Consider the following 18005-nt stretch of genomic DNA (forward strand, 5'->3'; position numbering starts at 1 on the left):
CGTCTTTCTGTCGTGAGCCCCGCACGTCGGAACGCACGGGGCCCATGGTGTCGCACCGTCGGGCGGTCCCGACGGCGTCGTCGGTCAGTCTTCGGTCTTGCGCTTCGTGGTGTCGACGTCCTCGACCCGCTCGCCGTAGATCGGCTCGCCGTTCAGCTCGGTGACGTGGTCCGCCGCGGGCTCGGTCGTGGTGGTCGTCTCGACGGCCTCGGGAGTCTCCTCCGGCACGACGCGGGACAGGGTCTGGCGGTGCACCGTGACGACGGTGCCCGGTGCGATCTCGACGTCTGCGGTGACCTTCTCGTCGTCGACGGACACGAGCGTGCCGTAGAGGCCGAACGAGAGCATGACACGGGCACCGGGGACCATCTGGCTGGCGGTCTCCGACTGCTGCTTCTTGCGCTTGCGGCTGCTGTAGAACATGAAGGCCGCGAACGCCACGATGATGATGATGAGGAAGTACTGGTCCATGGGGACCCTCCGGTCGGTCGAGCGGTTTCGGGCGCGAGCAGTCTAGAGCACGCAGATGTCCGGTCCTTCACGCACCGTCGGCGTCGAACAACCCCGGCTGTGCTGCGGCCTGTCCTGGCGTGAGCCCGAAGTGCCGCCAGGCCTGCGGGGTCGCGATGCGGCCGCGCGGGGTCCGCGTGACGAGCCCGATGCGGACGAGGAACGGCTCGACGACCGACTCGATCGTCTCGGACTCCTCGCCGACGGACACCGCGAGCGTGTTGAGCCCGACCGGACCGCCGTCGAAGCGGGTGAGCATCGTCTCGAGCACGGCGCGATCGAGCCGGTCCAGGCCGTACTCGTCGACGTCGTACAGGTCGAGTGCGCCCTGGACCGCGGCCATGCCGTCCCGGGTGCCGTGCACGAGCGCGAAGTCGCGGACCCGTCGCAGCAGACGGTTCGCGATGCGCGGGGTCCCGCGGGAGCGCCCGGCGATCTCCCGCAGGGCGTACCGGTCGAAGTCGAGTTCCAGCAGGTGGGCGGCGCGGATGAGGACCTGCTCGAGCTCGTCACGCTCGTAGAACTCCAGGTGCGCGGTGAAGCCGAAGCGGTCGCGCAGGGGGTTCGGCAGGAGTCCGGCCCGGGTGGTCGCACCGACGAGGGTGAACGGGGCGAGGTCGAGCGGGATGCTCGTCGCACCGGCGCCCTTGCCGACCATGACGTCGATGCGGAAGTCCTCCATCGCGAGGTAGAGCATCTCCTCGGCCGATCGGGCCATCCGGTGGATCTCGTCGATGAACAGCACCTCGCCGGGCATGAGCGACGAGAGGACGGCGGCGAGGTCACCCGCGTGCTGGATCGCCGGGCCGCTCGACATCCGCAGGGGGCGGTTCGACTCGTGCGCCACGATCATCGCGAGCGTCGTCTTGCCGAGTCCGGGCGGTCCGGCCATCAGGATGTGGTCCGGCGTCCGGTCCTGCATGGCAGCGGCCTTGAGGAGCAGGTCCAACTGCCCGCGGACCTTCCGCTGCCCGACGAACTCGTCGAGGGACTTCGGGCGGAGCGCTCCCTCGAACGCGAGCTCCTCGGGCGACTGGGCGTCGGCCGCGGTGATGCCGCCGCTCATCGGCCGGCACCCGCCGGTCGGAGCGTGCCGAGCGCGGCGCGGAGGAGCGCCTGCGTCCCCATCTGGGCGACGCCGGGCTCGTTCGCGACGGCGTCGTCGACGGCCGACCGGGCGGCCTCCTCGCGCCAGCCGAGTCCGACCAGTGCGATGACGACGTCCTCGGAGGCGGGGTGCGCGGCGACCGCACCGGCGGCAGCCGAGGCGGTCGGCGCCTCGAACGCGGCGAGCTTGCCGGCGAGGGCGACGATGATGAGCTTGGCCGTCTTCGGACCGATCCCGGAGACCTTCCGGAACGCGCCGTCGTCGTCGTTCGCGACGGCGTTCGCCACCTGTGCCGCGGTCATCTGCCCGAGGACGCCGAGCGCGGACTTCGGCCCCACGCCGGACACGCTGCGCAGCAGGTCGAACACACGGAGCGCCTCGACCGAGTCGAAACCGAACAGCTCGAAGGCGTCGTCGCGGACGATGAGCGCCGTGCGGACGAACACCTCTGCGCCGTGACGCATGGTCAGGGCGTGCGCCGGCGTGACCGTCACCGCGTACCCGACTCCCCCGACCTCGACCACGGCGGTCGATCCGGCCACGTCGATGCAGGTGCCCCGGAGACTCGCGATCATGCCCCGAGCCTAGGGCGGACCGCGGACGTCCTCGGACCGCCGCTCCGCACGAGCGGGGACGCCGCGCTCCGCCCGGCTGCACCGGCCTGCGCGTCACGCCACGCGCGCTGCGCGGGCGTGAGCGTCTGCGTGCCGGTGCTGACGGCGTCCGGCGAGCCGAGCCTCCAGGCATGGCACACCGCGAGGGCGAGCGCGTCCGCGGCGTCCGCCGGTCTCGGTGCCTCGGCCAGGCCGAGGACCCGCGCGACCATCGCCTGCACCTGCCGCTTGTCCGCGTTGCCGTACCCGGTGATGGCGGCCTTCACCTCGGACGGGGTGTGCAGCCCGACCGGCAGCCCGCGCGCCGCTGCGGCGTGCAGGGCGAGTCCGGACGCCTGCGCGGTCCCCATCACGGTGCGCACGTTCGCCTGGGCGAAGACGCGTTCCACGGCGACGGCGTCCGGCCGGTGCGTGTCGATCTGCTCCGCGATGCCCTCCGCGATCGCGAGCAACCGCAGTTCCAGGGCCATGTCCGCCGGGGTGCGGACGACCGTCACGTGCACGAGGCGGGCGCGCCGGTCCGGCGTGACCTCGACCACGCCGACACCGCACCGGGTGAGCCCGGGGTCCACCCCGAGCACGCGGAGCACGGTCTTATTCCTCGTCCTCGTCGAGCTCGGCCTGCACGTCGGCGGGCACGTCGAAGTTCGCGTACACGTTCTGCACGTCGTCCGAGTCCTCGAGCGCGTCGATGAGCTTGAACACCTTGCGGGCGGTGTCGGCATCGACCTCGACCTTGAGGTTCGGCACGAACTCGGCGTCGGCGGAGTCGTAGTCGATCCCCGCGTCCTGCAGGGCCGTGCGTGCCTGGACGAGGTCGGATGCCTCGGTGATGACCTCGAAGCCGCCGCCCTGGTCGATGACGTCCTCGACACCCGCGTCGAGCACGGCCGTCATGACGTCGTCCTCGGAGAGCCCGTCGGTCTTCGTGACCGAGATGACACCCTTGCGGTTGAAGTTGTAGGCGACGCTGCCCGGGTCGGCCATGGTGCCGCCGTTGCGCGACATCGCGGTCCGGACCTCGGCCGCAGCGCGGTTCTTGTTGTCGGTGAGGCACTCGATGAGCAACGCGACGCCGTTCGGGCCGTAGCCCTCGTACATGATCGTCGTGTACTCGATCGACTCACCGGTCAGGCCGGCACCGCGCTTGACGGCACGGTCGATGTTGTCGTTCGGCACCGAGGTCTTCTTGGCCTTCTGGACCGCGTCGACCAGCGTCGGGTTGCCCGACATGTCGGCGCCGCCCATCTTCGCGGCGACCTCGATGTTCTTGATGAGCTTGGCGAACGACTTCGCACGGCGCTGGTCGATGACCGCCTTCTTGTGCTTGGTCGTTGCCCACTTGGAATGCCCGGACACGGTTCTCCTTGCGTCTAGCCGAAAATCCGGTCCAGTCTACCGACCCGGGAGGCTCGGCCGGGCTCCGCCTCGCTGGCGCCGCCGACCGGCGGCCCGGCTCAGGCGGAACGGACCAGGTCGAGGAAGCGCCGGTGGAAGCGGTCCTCCCCCGCGACCTCCGGGTGGAAAGCGCTCGCCAGCACGTTGCCCTGCTGCACCGCGACGACCTGCCCGTCGGTCAGCGCCCCGAGCACGCGCACGTCGACGCCGTGCTCCTCGACCACGGGCGCCCGGATGAACACCGCGTGCACGGGGTCCGCGCCGAGTTCCGGCATCGGGATGTCCGTCTCGAACGAGTCGTTCTGGTTGCCGAAGGCGTTGCGTCGGACCGTCGTGTCGAGGATCCCGAGCGTGTGCTGCCCGGCGATGCCGTCGGTGATCCGCGCGCTCAGCATGATCATGCCCGCGCAGGTGCCGTAGGCCGGCAGGCCACCCCGGATGGCATCGGCGAGCGGTTCCGCGAGGCCGAACGTCCGGGACAGCTTGTCCATCACGCTCGACTCACCGCCGGGGATGACGACGCCGTCGAGCGCCGCCAACTCCTCCGGACGGCGGAGCGGCACGACGTCGGCGCCGAGCTCCGTGAGGGACGAGATGTGCTCGCGGAAGTCCCCCTGCAGGGCGAGGACGCCGATCCGGGGCGCGGCGTTACCAGCCACGCTCGGCGAGGCGGTGCGGCGCGGGGACGTCGGCCACGTTGATGCCGACCATCGCCTCGCCCAGCCCACGCGAGACCTCGGCGATGACCTTCGGGTCGTCGTGGAAGGTCACGGCCTTGACGATCGCCGCGGCGCGCTTGGCCGGGTCACCGGACTTGAAGATGCCGGAGCCGACGAACACGCCGTCCGCGCCGAGCTGCATCATCATCGCGGCGTCGGCGGGGGTGGCGACACCACCGGCGGTGAAGAGCACCACCGGGAGTGAGCCGGTCTGCGCGACCTCCTTCACGACGTCGTACGGGGCCTGCAGCTCCTTGGCGGCGACGTAGAGCTCGTCTTCCTTGAGGTTCCGCAGCGCCGCGATCTCCTTCGAGATGGTGCGGATGTGGCGCGTGGCCTCGGACACGTCGCCGGTGCCGGCCTCGCCCTTGGAGCGGATCATGGCCGCGCCCTCGGTGATGCGGCGGAGGGCCTCGCCGAGGTTCGTCGCACCGCAGACGAAGGGCGTCGTGAAGCCCCACTTGTCGATGTGGTTGACGTAGTCGGCGGGCGAGAGCACCTCGGACTCGTCGATGTAGTCGACGCCGAGCTCCTGGAGCACCTGGGCCTCGACGAAGTGGCCGATGCGGGCCTTCGCCATGACCGGGATCGACACGGCGGCGATGATCTCCTCGATCATCGACGGGTCGGACATGCGGGCGACACCACCCTGCGCACGGATGTCGGCCGGGACGCGCTCGAGGGCCATGACGGCGGTGGCGCCGGCTTCCTCGGCGATGCGGGCCTGGTCGGCGTCGATCACGTCCATGATGACGCCGCCCTTGAGCATCTCCGCGAGGCCGCGCTTGACGCGTGAGGACCCGGTGGTCGAAGTGGCGGTGACGGTGCTGGGGGTGCTGTCGCTCATGATCCCCCCAGTCTAGTGCTCCGGCCACCCCTCGGCGACGAGTCGACGGGTCTCGCCGAGCATCTGCGAGAGCGACTTCGTCCGGGCGATGATCGGGAAGAAGTTGGCGTCCGACTGCCACCGCGGCACGATGTGCTGGTGCAGGTGTGCGGCAACACCGGCGCCGGCGACCTCGCCCTGGTTCATCCCGATGTTGAACCCGTCGCAGTGGGCGACCCGGCGGAGGACCCGCATCGCGGTCTGGGTCAGCTCGCCGATCTCCTGCAGTTCCTCCGGCGACGCCTCGTCGTAGAGCGGGACGTGTCGGTACGGGCAGACGAGCAGGTGGCCGTTGTTGTACGGGTACAGGTTGAGCAACACGTACGCGTGCTCGCCCCGCGCGACGATGAGGGCTTCACGATCGGACTTCCGCGGTGCCTCGCAGAACGGGCAGTCGTCACGGTGCCCGCGACCCTCGCCCGCCCGGCCGGCGTCGATGTACGCCATCCGGTGCGGGTTCCACAGGCGCTGGAAGGCGTCCGGGACCGCCGCCTGGGTGGCGGCGTCCCGGATCACCAGCGGGTCGCCCTCGTCGTCGAGCGGGCCGGACATCAGACCTGCACGCGGTCGCGGATGGCCGTCGTGATGCGCTCGACGGCCTCGTCCACGGGCACGCCGTTGTCCTGGCGGCCGTCCCGGAACCGGAAGCTGACCGCCCCGGCGTCGCGGTCGTCGCCGCCCGCGATGAGCTGGAACGGCACCTTCGCCTTGGTGTGCGTGCGGATCTTCTTCTGCATGCGGTCGTCCGAGTGGTCGACCTCGGCGCGCACGCCCTTCGCACGGAGCTTCGCGACCACCTCGTCGAGGTAGTCGCCGTACTCCTCGGCGACGGGGATCGCGACGACCTGCACCGGGGACAGCCAGACCGGGAACGCCCCCGCGTAGTGCTCGGTCAGGACGCCGAAGAACCGCTCGATCGACCCGAACAGGGCGCGGTGGATCATCACCGGGCGCTGACGGGTGCCGTCGGCAGCCGTGTATTCGATGCCGAACCGCTCGGGGAGGTTGAAGTCGAGCTGCACGGTGGACATCTGCCAGGTGCGGCCGATGGCGTCGCGCGCCTGCACGGAGATCTTCGGGCCGTAGAAGGCCGCACCGGCTGGGTCGGCGACGAGTTCGAGCCCGGACTCCTCGGCGACCTCGCGCAGGGTGTTCGTCGCGACCTCCCAGACCTCGTCGTCGCCGACGTACTTCTCGGGGTCCTTGGTGGAGAGCTCGAGGTAGAAGTCGTCGAGACCGTAGTCGCGGAGCAGGGACAGCACGAACTGGAGGGTCGTGGTGAGCTCCTCCTTCATCTTCTCCTGCGTGGTGAAGATGTGCGCGTCGTCCTGGGTCAGGCCACGAACCCGGGTGAGGCCGTGGATGACGCCGGACTTCTCGTTGCGGTAGACCGTGCCGAACTCGAACATCCGCAGCGGCAGGTCGCGGTAGGAGCGGGCCTGCGACCGGTACGCCAGGATGTGCATCGGGCAGTTCATGGGCTTGAGGTAGTAGTCCGCGCCCTGTCGGGTGACGTTGCCGTCCTCGTCCCGCGCCTCGTCCATGTGCATGGGCGGGAACATGCCGTCCTTGTACCACCCGAGGTGACCGGACTGCTCGAACAGGTCGCCCTTGGTGATGTGCGGCGTGTAGACGAACGAGTAGCCGTTCTCCTCGTGCCGACGACGCGAGTAGTCCTCCATCTCACGGCGGATGATGCCGCCCTTGGGGTGGAAGATCGCGAGGCCGGAGCCGATCTCGTCGGGGAACGAGAACAGGTCGAGTTCGGCGCCGAGCTTGCGGTGGTCGCGCTTCGCCGCCTCCTCGAGGCGCACGAGGTACGCCTTGAGCTGGTCCTTGTCGGGCCAGGCGGTGCCGTACACGCGCTGCAGCTGCGGGTTCTTCTCCGACCCGCGCCAGTAGGCGGCGGCGACGCGCATGAGCTTCGCCGCGTTGCCGATCCACCGGGTGTGCGGGACGTGCGGGCCGCGGCAGAGGTCCTGCCAGACGACCTCGCCGGACTTCGGGTCGACGTTCTCGTACACGGTGAGCTCGCCCGCGCCGACCTCGACGCTCTCGCCCGAGTCGCCCTCGGCAGCGGCGCCCTTCAGGCCGATGAGCTCCTGCTTGTAGGGCTCCCCCGCCATGAGCTCGCGGGCCTCGTCGTCCGTCACGACCCGGCGGCGGAAGCGCTGGGCCTGCTTGACGATGCGGTCCATGCCCTTCTCGATCGCCTTGAGGTCCTCGGGCGTGAAGGGCTCGGCCACGTCGAAGTCGTAGTAGAAGCCGTCGGTGACCGGCGGCCCGATGCCGAGCTTCGCGTCCGGGTTGATCTGCTGCACCGCCTGCGCGAGCACGTGCGCGGCGGAGTGCCGGAGGATGTCGAGGCCGTCCTGCTCGTCGAGGGTCACCGGCTCGACGACGTCGCCGGCCGCCACCTCGGCCGCCAGGTCCTTGAGCACACCGGCCACCCGGACGGCGACGACACCGCGGACGCCGTCGAACAGCTCGGTGCCCGTCGTGGTCGTCGTCGCGGTGCGGGGCTCGGGCGCCTGGGGCACGTCGGCGGGCTCGGGTGCGACTGCGTCGGTCACGATGGTGGTGCTCCTCGGTCGGTTCAGGGGTGGCTCAAGACTAGTGCGCGGCCGTGGCGGTTCAGGCGGGGACGCGGCCGAGCGTCGTGACGGGCAGGCGCGGCTCGAGGCGCTCCCGGCCCGAGAGCCCGTCGAGCTCGAGCAGCGAGGCGAAGCCGATCGCCTCGTACCCCGCGCGTTCGAGCAGCGTGACCGTCGCCGCAGCGGTGCCCCCGGTCGCGAGGACGTCGTCGACGACGAGCACGCGCGTGCCCTGCGGGAGCTGGCCAGGCCGGAGCTCGAGCTCTGCCTCGCCGTACTCGAGCGCGTACTGCTCGCCGAGCACCTCGCCGGGCAGCTTGCCGGCCTTGCGCACGGTCAGGACGCCGACCTGGTGCTGCGCCGCGATGCCGCCGGCGAGGGCGAACCCGCGCGCCTCGATGCCGGCGACCGCCTGGAAGCCCGCGCCGATCGCGAACGGCGCCGCGAGGGCCTCGCAGACGCGGCCGAACGCCACCGGGTCGGAGAACACCGGCGTCACGTCGCGGAACAGGATGCCGGGCTTCGGGAAGTCCGGGACGATGGCGGTCAGGCGCTCGACGAGTGCAGCTGCGGTTTCGGTCACCGCACAACGGTACGCGACCGCAGGCGCCGCACGTACCCGGCTGTCCGGCGTCTGTCCCTCGTTCTGGAGATCGCCCTCTCGCCGCTCCACGGGTTCTGATGGTCTGCGGCAGGTGGAGCGGGACGGCGGGGGCGTCCCGGCAGCGGACGGACACAGGACGGGATCATGCACTCGAGGATCAGGACACTGGTCGCGCTCGCGATCGCAGCGACGGCGGTGGCTGCGGGCAGCGTCACGTCCCCGGCCCCTGCGACAGCGGCCGTCGTCGCACCGCTGCCGCGCGCTGCCCTCCACTCCGCGACACCCGGGCAGGTCTTCGCCGGTGGGTTGTTCCGGCAGTCGGACAGCCAGCCCGCGCAGGCCGCGGCGGCACTCAGCGCTGCGGGCCGGACGAGGGAGGCCGCTGCGGCCCGGACCATCGCGCAGCAGCCGATCGCGATCTGGCTCGGCGAGTGGTACACGGGCGACGCGCTGGACCGCGTGATCGCACGGAACCTCGCCGCCGCCGAGCGCGCCGGCACGACACCGGTGTTCGTCACCTACGCCGTGCCGAACCGCGACTGCGGCGGGTACTCGGCGGGCGGCCTCACCCCGTCCCGGTACGCCGAGTGGAACCGCCGCATCGCGGCCGACCTCAAGGGGCACCGGGCCGTCGTGATCGTCGAGCCGGACTCCCTGGCGCACCTGAGCACGTGCACCGCAGAACGCGCGAGACGGCCGGGGATCATCGCTGCCGCCGTGCGCGACTACGCCGCCGCGGGCGTCCCCACCTACCTGGACGGTGGCAACGAGAACTGGAACAGCGCGGAGCTGCAGGCGTCGTACCTGCGGGAGGCCGGCGTCGCCCAGGCCCGGGGTTTCTTCACGAACGTCGCGAACTTCTACGGCGTCGACGGTGAGCGGGTCTACGCCGAGCGACTCAGCACGATGACGGGCGGTGCCCGGTACGTCATCGACGTGTCGAGGAACGGTCGTGGGTGGCTCGGCACCTGGTGCAACCCCACCGGGGCCGGCCTCGGCGGGCGACCGCAGGTCGCGGCGGGCAGGACCCGGCTCGACGCCCTGCTCTGGGTGAAGACGCCGGGCGCGAGCGACGGGACCTGCAACGGGGGCCCCGCTGCCGGCACGTGGTTCCCGTCGTACGCGGTCGCACTGGTGGCCAACCGGAAGCGCTAGGCGCCGGCACGCCGTCGGGGGTCGAACCAGGAATCCGACATCGAACCAGGCGACGAGCCTGGTCCGATGTCGTCTTCGTGGTCCGATCGTGGTGCAGCTCCGTCCGTGCGGAGGCGGCCGCGACGCGGCGCGGCGCGCTCAGCGCCACATGCGCATCGCGGCGCTCCGCACGAGCAGGTCGAGTTCGCGCTCGCGCCGCTCGCGGTCGAGCCGCTGCCGGGTCGCGAAGTCGACCGAGGGGCGCACGTGGTGCGTCCGACGGCTCCAGATGATCAGCGACATGCCGATCCGGAGGGCGATGCGGTCGGCGAGCGTGACCCGGCGGCGCACCGCGCGGGTATCGGGGGGACGGACGTCGATGTCGTTCGACACGGTGGTGCCTTTCGTGAGTGCCCGAGGGCATGACGGAGAACCCGACCACCGAGCGCGGAAATGCGTCGGGAACGGGTCCGGAAGACCGCCCGGTGAATGCGGGCGAGAATGGTCGCCGGGCGCGCAGGAATGCGCACGGCTGCATTGTCGGTGACCGAACGGGGTCACCGCGTGGAGTCGTCGCGGGAGACGTCCGCCGCTCGCGGCCCGACCTCGGTCCACCCCGCCGCCACGCCCGGCTGCCGTCAGCAGGACGGGCGACCGTCAGCAGGACGGGCGGCCGTCAGCAGGACGGGCAGTCGTGGCGTGCACGGCGCGTGCGGCGCGGCACGACAGGGCTGTGCGACGACGACCGGAGCGGCACCACCACGCAGTCAGCGCAGCGCGGGATGGAGCTTCGATCGATCGAGGGAGGACGGCTGGAGCGGGACGTCCCGCGTCAGTGCGAACGGAGCGGGGTGCCGCCGATCCCACGGATTCCACGGAACGGGTTCGTCGTGGAGATCATCATTGTCGGCCCCCTCTCGGTCTCGTACAGCCGGTGATGCTCGTGAACACTATCGGCGTCAGGAATGCGAGCGCAACCCCTTTCTCGAACATTCCTGGAATTGCATCGCCGAACACGATCGGTGCCGCCGGACGCAGCACGGCCCCGGTACCGCTGGGGTACCGGGGCCGTGCTCGGGTGTGGGTCGGACTAGACCGCGGCGGGGGCGGACGCGCGGGCGACGAGCCGGCCGTCCTCGACGTCGATCCGGACGGTGCCACCGTCGTACGCCTGCTCGTCGACCACCAGGGTCGCGATGCGGTCGTCGACCTCACGCTGGATCAGTCGGCGGAGCGGGCGGGCGCCGTACTCCGGCTCGTAGCCGTGCTCGGCGAGCCAGTCGATCGCCGACTCGGACACCGAGAGCACCATGCCCTGCGCCGCCAGCCGGGACGCCGTGTCCTGCAGGAGCAGCGACACGATCGAGCGCAGCTGCCCGCGCTCGAGCTTGCGGAACAGCACGATCTCGTCGATCCGGTTGATGAACTCCGGCCGCATCGACTCGCGCAGCCTGCCCATCACGCGGTTGCGGAGGTCCTCCTCGGCGTAGCCGCCGTCGGCCGCCACCGAGAACCCGAGCGCACCCGAGCGGGACGCGAGGAACTCCGACCCGATGTTCGAGGTCATGATGACCACCGTGTTCCGGAAGTCGACCGTCCGGCCCTGTCCGTCGGTGAGCCGTCCGTCGTCGAGCACCTGCAGGAGCAGGTTGAACACGTCCGGGTGCGCCTTCTCGACCTCGTCGAGCAGGATCACCGAGTACGGGTTCCGACGGACGCGCTCGGTCAGCTGCCCGGCCTCGTCGTAGCCGACGTACCCCGGAGGGGCACCGACGAGTCGCGAGACCGTGTGGCGTTCGCCGAACTCGCTCATGTCGAAGCGGAGCATCGCCGACTCGTCCCCGAACAGCGACGAGGCCAGCGCCTTGGCGAGCTCGGTCTTGCCGACACCGGTCGGTCCGAGGAACAGGAAGCTGCCGACCGGGCGACGCGGGTCGCCCATCCCGGTGCGACTGCGTCGGACCGCCTTCGCGATCGCCCGCACGGCGTCGTCCTGGCCGACCACGCGGTCGTGCAGCTCGGACTCCAGGCTCGCGAGGCGGGTCTTGTCGGCCGACCCGAGTCGGGTCACCGGGATCCCGGTGGCGCGCGACACGACGGCTGCGATGTCCGCCTCGGTGATGACGTCGTCCACGGGGTGCGCGACGGAGGACGCGGCCACGTCACCCGTGTCGGCGGCGGTGATCCGGGCCTCCAGTCCGGCGATCTCGTCGCGGAGGTCGGACGCCTCCTCGTACTGCTCCCCGGCGACGGCGCGGTCCTTGCGGGCCGTGAGGTCGGCGACCTCGGCACGGAGCGCGTCGACGTCGACGTCGCCCGACCGGGCGAGGCGACGGCGGGCACCGGCCTGGTCGATGAGGTCGATGGCCTTGTCCGGCAGGTGCCGGTCGGTCACGTAGCGGTGCGAGAGCTCGACGGCCGCTCGGAGCGCCTCGTCGGAGTACGTCACGCCGTGGTGCTCGGCGTAGCGGGGGCTGAGACCGGTGAGGATCGCGACCGCGTCCTCCACGCTCGGCTCCCCCACCGTCACGGGCTGGAAGCGACGCTCGAGTGCGGCGTCCTTCTCGATGCGGCGGTACTCCTTCAGCGTCGTCGCGCCGACGAGGTGCAGGTCACCGCGGGCGAGGCGCGGCTTGAGGATGTTGCCGGCGTCCATCGAACCGCCCTCGCCGCCACCACCGGCGCCGACGACGGTGTGCAGCTCGTCGACGAAGACGATGAGCTCGTCCGCGTGCGCGGCGATCTCGTCCATCGCCTTGGTCAGGCGCTCCTCGAAGTCACCGCGGTACCGGGTGCCGGCGAGCATGCCGGGCAGGTCGAGCGCGACGACGCGCTTGCCCTGCAGCAGGGCCGGGACGTCTCCGTCGACGATGCGCTGGGCGAGTCCCTCGACGATGGCGGTCTTGCCGACGCCGGGCTCGCCGATGAGGACGGGGTTGTTCTTGGTGCGGCGGAGCAGGATCTCGACGGCCTGCTCGATCTCGTCGGCGCGGCCGATCACCGGGTCGATGCGGCCGTCACGAGCGCGTGCCGTGAGGTCGGTGCCGTACTGGTCGAGCGTCGGGGTCTCCGACTGCTGGTCCTGGTCGGCGGTGGTGGTGGTGCCGGGCATGGGGCGCCCCTCTCGTGCGGCCTCGGCCGCGTCGTGCGCGTAGGACTGCATCACCTGCGGGGTGACGCCGGCGCTCGCGAGGAGTTGCCCCGCGACGGTGTCCTGGTCGGTGACGAGCGCGAAGAAGACGTGCTCGGGGTCGGTGTACGTGCTGCCGAACCCGCGCGCGGCCTGTGTGGCCTCGAGCAGGATCCGTTGCGCGGACGGGGTCAGGGCCGGGCGACCCTCGACACGGTCACCCGACGGCATCGGGAGGCGCTGCTCGACCTCGGCGGCGAACCGCTCGGGGTCGGCACCCGCGGACCGGAGGACGGCCGCGAAGGGCTCGGTGCCGACGAGCACGTGCAGCACGTGCAGCGCGTCGATCTCGTGCTGCCCCTGCTCGACGGCGTACGCGGCCGTCTGCTGGAGCAGCTCGTGGGTGCGCCGGCTGAGGAGCCGGGTGATGTCGACCGGCCGTCCGAACGGCATGGACCGCTGGGACTGACCGGGGTTCTGTGAAGCCGCGAGCAGTCGTGCGAGGAACTCGTCGAACGAGTCGTTGCCGCCGGTCGGGCCGAACGTCTGTGGCAAAGGGACCTCCTGGGGAACTTGAGTGCCTTCGGCTCAATGCAACGCAGGAGGGCCGCGGTCATTCCCGTGTCCGGGAAGAAGTTGCGGCGAGTCGACTCAGGTCCGGGTGATGGCCGCCGTGCTCGCGTCGGTGACGCGCACCAGGTCGGCCGGGACCACCTCGATGTCGAACCCGCGGCGCCCGCCGGACACGAAGATCGTCGCGTGGTCGGCGGCCGACGCGTCCAGCACGGTGCGCAGTCGTGTCCGCTGTCCCACCGGACTGATCCCGCCGACGACGTACCCGGTGCGGCGTTCCGCGAGCGCGGGGTCCGCGAGCGACGCCTTCTTCCCGCCGACGGCCGCCGCGACGGCCTTGAGGTCGAGCCGGTCCGCCACGGGGACGATCGCCACCGCGAGTTCACCGTCGACCGACACCACGAGGGTCTTGAAGACCTGCTCCTCGCGGAGCCCGAGTGCCGCCGCTGCTTCCTCGCCGAAGTTCGTCGCGCTCTCGTGGTGCTCGTAGACGTGTGGCGTGTAGGGGACGCCGGCCCGCTCCAGCGCGACCGTCGCCGGGGTGCTCGGGGAAGCTGCGCTCATGCACCGATCCTGCCCCGCGTCCCCGGCACGTCTCCGGAGGCTCGCGGACGGTACGCTGAGCCGCACCATGACGGTCATCGAGGTGCTGCTCCGCGTGGTCTCCGCGCTGCACGCGCCGGGCCCCGCCGCGCTCGGTCACGCATGGGTCCCTGGTGCACCACCGGCCCTCGCGGTCGCCGTGCTCGGCGTCACCGTCGTGGGCGTCACCGTCGCCGGGTTCGCCGCGCTCGCCGCAGCCGCGCTCGTGCTGCGGCTCGTCGCCCTGCTCATCGCCGCGGTCGGAGCGGACCGTCTCCCGGTGCCCTCCACGGCACCGGACCTCGTCACCCGGATCGCCTGGAGCAACCCGGATGCGGACGGGCACGTGCGGTCACGGGCTCCCGGGGGCGTCCCGGCGGTCTGACACCGGTCGGTGTCGGGCCGCGCTCGCGCCCGACCCCTCCGATCGAAGGACCATCCATGGACATCACCACCCTGCCCGGCCTCAGCGCCGTGCTGCACGCCGGCGCGGACCTCGTCGCCGTCCTCACCGACGCCCTCACCCCGGTCGCGGGACCGGCAGCAGCGGCGCTCGCCGTCGTCGTGCTGACCCTCGCGGTCCGCGTCCTGCTCGTCCCGCTGTCCGTGCTGCAGGTCCGGGCGGAGCGGGACCGTCGCCGCCTCGCGCCGCGGATCGCGGAACTCCGCCGACGTGCCGGTCGCGACACCGCACGGTTCCAGCGGTCGCTCCAGGAGCTGTACACGGCCGAACGGGTGGCACCGCTGGCCGGGTGCCTGCCCGTCCTCGCACAGGCACCCGTGGTCTCGCTGCTGTACACGGTCTTCACGCACGCGAGCATCGACGGGACGGTCAACACCCTGCTCCGCGCGTCCCTCGCCGGCATCCCGCTCGCGCAGTCGGCCGTCGCGGTGCTGACGTCCCCGCTGTGGGTGCACGGCTGGCTCGTGCTCGTGCTGCTCGCGGTGCTCGTCGTCGCGGTCGAGCACACGCGTCGGGCACAGCAGCACTGGAACCCGGCGCCTGTCCCCGCCCCGGACGTCACCGTGCCGGGAGCGGCCGTCACGGCCGGGATCGCGCGGTGGGTCCCGTTCGTCTCGGTCGTCTTCGCCGCGGTCGCGCCGCTCGCCGCCGCCCTGTACCTGGTCACGAGCGCCGTGTGGACGCTCGCGGAGCGCGCGGTCCTGCGCCGGCTCGTGCGGTGACGGCGGGCGCGGGGCCGCACGAGCCGCGGCTCAGCCGCCCTGGCCCTCCTGCTGCGGTCCCTGGTCGACCGGGTCGTACTCGGTGTCGCGGCCCTGTTCCTCCTCGGGGAGCGGGACGTGGCGTTCGGTGCCGCTGCCGCCCGGGCTCGTCGCGACGTAGTCGGCCGCGCCGGACTGGGTGTCGTGGCTGAGCGGTTCGAGGGTCTCCTCGTCGACGTCCGCCGGTGTGGAACCGGTGGCGTCGGCGGGCACCGCCGGGTCGGTCGACTGGTCGTTCTGCGCGTCGGTCATCCCTCGGGCGTACTCCCCCCGGTCTGGGTGGGCGCCGACACCGCTGCGGTGGCAGTCTTGCCCCAGGCGTGACGACGAGGAGCGCGCATGAGCCGGACCGACGACGACGCGGCAGCACGTGCCCGTCTCGAACGCATCGCCTGGGGCGCCGCGTCGACACCCACCGAGGCTGCCCGCGCCCGCATCGCGCTGGCGGACCTCGACCGGGAGGCCCGGAGGCGCCCCCGCTCCGACGTCGCGCCCGCCACGTCCTCCGGCGCCGACGGTCGACGGGCGGCGGCCCGCCCCGCGTCGCGACGTGGCCGGTCGGCCGGTCCGGAGGGCGACCCGACCGACGACGGCGCGGTCATCCCGGGCCTCGCCGGGGACGCCGACGTCCGCGACCCCGGCGAGCACCGGGCCGACGACCACCGGGCCGACGACCAGCGGGTCGGCGGGGACGGGGTCGGAGAGGGCGGCGTCGTCGTCGGTGGCGCGGACAACGGCGCGGATCGCGACGCGCCCGACCGGGGCGGATCGGGCCTCCTCGCCGGTGCCCGACGGCTGGCTGACCGGGCGCGCCGGACCGACCGGACCGTGCTCTGGGCGTCCGGTGCCGGCGCCGTCGTGGTCGGACTGGTGCTCGGCACCGGGGTCGGACTCTCGGTCGGCGCGAGGTCCGCGGCACCCGGTCGCGCCACCGTGACCCCGGCGGCCGGCACGGTCACCGTCGAACAGATGCTCGACCTGCCGCAGACCTTCGCCGACCAACTCCCCGGCTCCATCGAGGCCCCGGTCGCGCTGCGCTCGACGCGGCTCGTCTTCACGAACCGCTCGCTGTCGGGCGACGCGGCGGGCACGCCGTGGAACGTGTGGGCGGCGGTCGGACGGGACCCGTCGACCATCTGCCTCGTCGCCACGGCGGACCGGATCGAGGGGACGAGCGCCTGCTACCCCCGCGAGGACGCCCTCCACGGCACGGTCTCGCTCTCCGCGACGTCGGCCAGCGGGACGCTGTGGGTGCGCCTGGTCGGCGGTGCGGTACGCGGCACGGTCACGAGCACCGCCACGAGTCGGATGTACTGACGGCTCCTGCCCGCGCGGCGTTGGAGCGCTCCTGAGAGCCACCCGGGTGCTCTCGCGCGAACCGGATCGAGCGTGCAACACTGGACGGGCGCACTCGCCGTGGAGTGGCAAGAACTCCGTCTCCACATCCCGTCCACCCGAGCGCGCTCTCCCCCGGCCGACCCGTCGTCCGCGCGCGCTCCTCCACGTCCTCGAGGAGGTCAGCCGTGTCCACCACCAGCAACCAGACCGTCCACCCGTACACGACGCCGATCACCGTCACGACGTCGTCGGTGGTCGGGATCGCCGTGCTCGGGCTCGCCACGTTCTTCGCCATCACGACCGAACTCATGCCGGTCGGCCTGCTCGGGACCATGAGCCGCGACCTCGGCGTGACCGAGTCGACCATGGGCGTCGTCATCACGGTGTACGCGGCCGCCGTCGCGCTGCTCGCGCTGCCGTTGACGTCCCTCACGGCGAAGCTGCCACGCAAGACGGTGCTCGTCGCCACCCTTGTCGGGTACACGGTGTCGAACGCGCTCGTCGCCCTCGCGCCCTCGTTCGCCGTCGTCTGCGCCGGCCGGGTCGTGGGCGGCATCGCGCACGCCCTGTTCTTCTCCGTCGCGTCCGCGTACGCCACCCGGATCGTGCCGCCGCGGCTGGCCGGCCGGGCCATCGCGTTCGTCTACTCCGGGAGCTCGCTCGGCTTCGTGATCGGCGTGCCGCTCGCCACCGGCGTCGGCGAGACGGTCGGCTGGCGACCGGCCGTCGGCGGGGTCGCCGCGTGCGCCGCCGTCCTCGCCGTGGTCGCGGCGGCCTTCCTCCCCTCCGTCCGCGGGGCCGCGTCCCCGCACGTCGGGTCCCCCAGGGCGTGGGCCCGGACCGGACTGCTCTCCGTCGTCGTCGCGGACCTGCTGCTGTTCGCCGGGCACTACGTCGTGTACACGTACGTCGGCCCCTACGTCGTCGACGCCGGGCTCGACGCCGGCATGGTGTCCGGCGCGCTGCTCGTGCTCGGCGGCACCGGCGTGGTCGGACTCTGGCTCGCCGGGCTGTTCGTCGACCGCGCACCACGGCAGACGCTGGTCGTGTCGATCGCCGCGATGGCCGCCGCCTTCGTCGTGATGCCGTTCACGCACGGGTCCCTGGCCGGCACGATGCTCGTCGCCGGGGTCTGGATGGCGGCGAACGGCACGACCGGGACGCTCTTCATGGCCGCCGCGATCCGCACCGGCGGGGTCAGCCCGGAGATCGCAGGCGCCCTGGTGAACGGCGCGTCGAACATCGGCATCGCGGGTGGTGCCGCGCTCGGGGGGCAGGTGCTCGGGCTCTCCGGGCTGCAGACGCTGCCGTTCGCCGGGGCGGTCGTGCTCCTCGGCGGGCTCTCCGTCGTCGTGCTCGCGCGCCGCGGGTTCCCGGTGCACACGACCGCGCAGCCGCACCTCAGCACGTCGTCGATCGAGGTCCTGACCTCGTCGCTGGCCGTCGTCACGAGTTCGATCCCGACCGTGAGCCGTGCGATCCAGACGATCACGGGCTCCGTCGCCACGGTCCACCGGGCGGCGACGGGCTCGATCCGCACCGCGACCGGCTCCGTCCGGACGGTCGGCGAGCGGTAGCGCCCCGCGCACGC

19 protein-coding genes are annotated in these 18005 nt (G+C 72.1%); 5 read left to right on the forward strand and 14 right to left on the reverse strand.

What is annotated here, in order from left to right; translation table 11 throughout:
- Nucleotides 1-84: 84 nt before the first annotated feature.
- From yajC to DEJ32_RS03040, 10 genes are all read right to left on the reverse strand, one after another.
- Nucleotides 85-471: a preprotein translocase subunit YajC gene (yajC, locus tag DEJ32_RS02995; RefSeq protein ID WP_110824939.1), complete on the reverse strand. Its 387-nt coding sequence runs from the start codon at nucleotides 469-471 to the stop codon at nucleotides 85-87.
- 67 nt (nucleotides 472-538) lie between these two features.
- On the reverse strand, nucleotides 539-1576 hold the full coding sequence (gene ruvB, locus DEJ32_RS03000) for a Holliday junction branch migration DNA helicase RuvB (protein WP_110824938.1): 1038 nt from the start codon (nucleotides 1574-1576) through the stop codon (nucleotides 539-541).
- The gene (ruvA, locus tag DEJ32_RS03005; protein WP_110889811.1) at nucleotides 1573-2193 is read right to left on the reverse strand and encodes a Holliday junction branch migration protein RuvA; all 621 of its coding nucleotides are present in this window, start codon (nucleotides 2191-2193) and stop codon (nucleotides 1573-1575) included. The genes ruvB and ruvA overlap by 4 nt, the downstream gene beginning before the upstream one ends.
- Nucleotides 2190-2822 carry a crossover junction endodeoxyribonuclease RuvC gene (ruvC, locus tag DEJ32_RS03010; protein ID WP_110824936.1) on the reverse strand — a complete coding sequence of 211 codons (633 nt, stop codon included), beginning with the start codon at nucleotides 2820-2822 and terminating at the stop codon, nucleotides 2190-2192. The genes ruvA and ruvC overlap by 4 nt, the downstream gene beginning before the upstream one ends.
- A gap of 4 nt (nucleotides 2823-2826) precedes the next feature.
- Complete coding sequence (locus DEJ32_RS03015; protein ID WP_110824935.1) at nucleotides 2827-3591, reverse strand: YebC/PmpR family DNA-binding transcriptional regulator; 765 nt, start codon at nucleotides 3589-3591, stop codon at nucleotides 2827-2829.
- Nucleotides 3592-3689: 98 nt separating this feature from the next.
- Entirely contained in the window at nucleotides 3690-4289 is a 600-nt protein-coding gene (pdxT, locus tag DEJ32_RS03020) for a pyridoxal 5'-phosphate synthase glutaminase subunit PdxT (RefSeq protein ID WP_110900244.1), read from the reverse strand.
- On the reverse strand, nucleotides 4279-5196 hold the full coding sequence (gene pdxS / locus DEJ32_RS03025; RefSeq protein WP_110824933.1) for a pyridoxal 5'-phosphate synthase lyase subunit PdxS: 918 nt from the start codon (nucleotides 5194-5196) through the stop codon (nucleotides 4279-4281). The genes pdxT and pdxS overlap by 11 nt, the downstream gene beginning before the upstream one ends.
- A gap of 12 nt (nucleotides 5197-5208) precedes the next feature.
- Nucleotides 5209-5787, reverse strand: a complete 579-nt coding sequence (locus DEJ32_RS03030) for an HIT domain-containing protein (protein WP_110900245.1) — start codon at nucleotides 5785-5787, stop codon at nucleotides 5209-5211.
- Nucleotides 5787-7808, reverse strand: a complete 2022-nt coding sequence (gene thrS / locus DEJ32_RS03035; RefSeq protein ID WP_375342309.1) for a threonine--tRNA ligase — start codon at nucleotides 7806-7808, stop codon at nucleotides 5787-5789. The genes DEJ32_RS03030 and thrS overlap by 1 nt, the downstream gene beginning before the upstream one ends.
- Nucleotides 7809-7869: 61 nt before the next feature.
- Entirely contained in the window at nucleotides 7870-8412 is a 543-nt protein-coding gene (locus DEJ32_RS03040) for an adenine phosphoribosyltransferase (protein ID WP_110900246.1), read from the reverse strand.
- 165 nt (nucleotides 8413-8577) lie between these two features.
- Here DEJ32_RS03040 and DEJ32_RS03045 point away from each other — a divergent pair, with 165 nt between their 5' ends.
- Nucleotides 8578-9588, forward strand: a complete 1011-nt coding sequence (locus DEJ32_RS03045) for a glycoside hydrolase family 6 protein (protein ID WP_110889807.1) — start codon at nucleotides 8578-8580, stop codon at nucleotides 9586-9588.
- Between the two features lie 138 nt (nucleotides 9589-9726).
- Here the strand turns inward: DEJ32_RS03045 and DEJ32_RS03050 are convergent, their stop codons facing one another.
- The 3 genes from DEJ32_RS03050 to ybaK all read right to left on the reverse strand — a co-directional run bounded on the left by DEJ32_RS03050 (nucleotide 9727) and on the right by ybaK (nucleotide 13834).
- Nucleotides 9727-9960 carry a hypothetical protein gene (locus DEJ32_RS03050; protein WP_110889806.1) on the reverse strand — a complete coding sequence of 78 codons (234 nt, stop codon included), beginning with the start codon at nucleotides 9958-9960 and terminating at the stop codon, nucleotides 9727-9729.
- Nucleotides 9961-10657: 697 nt separating this feature from the next.
- Nucleotides 10658-13252, reverse strand: a complete 2595-nt coding sequence (locus DEJ32_RS03060; protein WP_110900248.1) for an ATP-dependent Clp protease ATP-binding subunit — start codon at nucleotides 13250-13252, stop codon at nucleotides 10658-10660.
- A 96-nt stretch (nucleotides 13253-13348) separates the two neighbouring features.
- Nucleotides 13349-13834, reverse strand: a complete 486-nt coding sequence (gene ybaK, locus DEJ32_RS03065; RefSeq protein ID WP_110824928.1) for a Cys-tRNA(Pro) deacylase — start codon at nucleotides 13832-13834, stop codon at nucleotides 13349-13351.
- Nucleotides 13835-13901: 67 nt separating this feature from the next.
- Between ybaK and DEJ32_RS03070 the strand changes: the two genes are divergently transcribed.
- Both DEJ32_RS03070 and yidC read left to right on the forward strand, forming a co-directional pair.
- Nucleotides 13902-14237: a DUF6412 domain-containing protein gene (locus DEJ32_RS03070; RefSeq protein WP_110900249.1), complete on the forward strand. Its 336-nt coding sequence runs from the start codon at nucleotides 13902-13904 to the stop codon at nucleotides 14235-14237.
- Nucleotides 14238-14293: 56 nt separating this feature from the next.
- Nucleotides 14294-15037: a membrane protein insertase YidC gene (yidC, locus tag DEJ32_RS03075; RefSeq protein ID WP_110889801.1), complete on the forward strand. Its 744-nt coding sequence runs from the start codon at nucleotides 14294-14296 to the stop codon at nucleotides 15035-15037.
- A 30-nt stretch (nucleotides 15038-15067) separates the two neighbouring features.
- Here yidC and DEJ32_RS03080 read toward each other — a convergent pair whose 3' ends face one another.
- The gene (locus DEJ32_RS03080) at nucleotides 15068-15328 is read right to left on the reverse strand and encodes a hypothetical protein (RefSeq protein ID WP_110824926.1); all 261 of its coding nucleotides are present in this window, start codon (nucleotides 15326-15328) and stop codon (nucleotides 15068-15070) included.
- 87 nt (nucleotides 15329-15415) lie between these two features.
- Here DEJ32_RS03080 and DEJ32_RS03085 point away from each other — a divergent pair, with 87 nt between their 5' ends.
- Both DEJ32_RS03085 and DEJ32_RS03090 read left to right on the forward strand, forming a co-directional pair.
- Complete coding sequence (locus DEJ32_RS03085; RefSeq protein WP_110900250.1) at nucleotides 15416-16393, forward strand: hypothetical protein; 978 nt, start codon at nucleotides 15416-15418, stop codon at nucleotides 16391-16393.
- Nucleotides 16394-16599: 206 nt separating this feature from the next.
- Complete coding sequence (locus tag DEJ32_RS03090; RefSeq protein WP_110900251.1) at nucleotides 16600-17991, forward strand: MFS transporter; 1392 nt, start codon at nucleotides 16600-16602, stop codon at nucleotides 17989-17991.
- Nucleotides 17992-18005 lie beyond the last annotated feature (14 nt).

The sequence above is a fragment of the Curtobacterium sp. MCPF17_046 genome (assembly GCF_003224295.1).
GTDB lineage: Bacteria > Actinomycetota > Actinomycetes > Actinomycetales > Microbacteriaceae > Curtobacterium.

Coding starts and splice junctions, on each gene's coding strand:
- yajC (WP_110824939.1), bottom strand. CDS start 471: ATGGACCAGTACTTCCTCATCATCATCATCGTGGCGTTCGCGGCCTTC.
- ruvB (WP_110824938.1), bottom strand. CDS start 1,576: ATGAGCGGCGGCATCACCGCGGCCGACGCCCAGTCGCCCGAGGAGCTC.
- ruvA (WP_110889811.1), bottom strand. CDS start 2,193: ATGATCGCGAGTCTCCGGGGCACCTGCATCGACGTGGCCGGATCGACC.
- pdxS (WP_110824933.1), bottom strand. CDS start 5,196: ATGAGCGACAGCACCCCCAGCACCGTCACCGCCACTTCGACCACCGGG.
- DEJ32_RS03030 (WP_110900245.1), bottom strand. CDS start 5,787: ATGTCCGGCCCGCTCGACGACGAGGGCGACCCGCTGGTGATCCGGGAC.
- DEJ32_RS03045 (WP_110889807.1), top strand. CDS start 8,578: ATGCACTCGAGGATCAGGACACTGGTCGCGCTCGCGATCGCAGCGACG.
- ybaK (WP_110824928.1), bottom strand. CDS start 13,834: ATGAGCGCAGCTTCCCCGAGCACCCCGGCGACGGTCGCGCTGGAGCGG.
- DEJ32_RS03070 (WP_110900249.1), top strand. CDS start 13,902: ATGACGGTCATCGAGGTGCTGCTCCGCGTGGTCTCCGCGCTGCACGCG.
- yidC (WP_110889801.1), top strand. CDS start 14,294: ATGGACATCACCACCCTGCCCGGCCTCAGCGCCGTGCTGCACGCCGGC.
- DEJ32_RS03080 (WP_110824926.1), bottom strand. CDS start 15,328: ATGACCGACGCGCAGAACGACCAGTCGACCGACCCGGCGGTGCCCGCC.
- DEJ32_RS03085 (WP_110900250.1), top strand. CDS start 15,416: ATGAGCCGGACCGACGACGACGCGGCAGCACGTGCCCGTCTCGAACGC.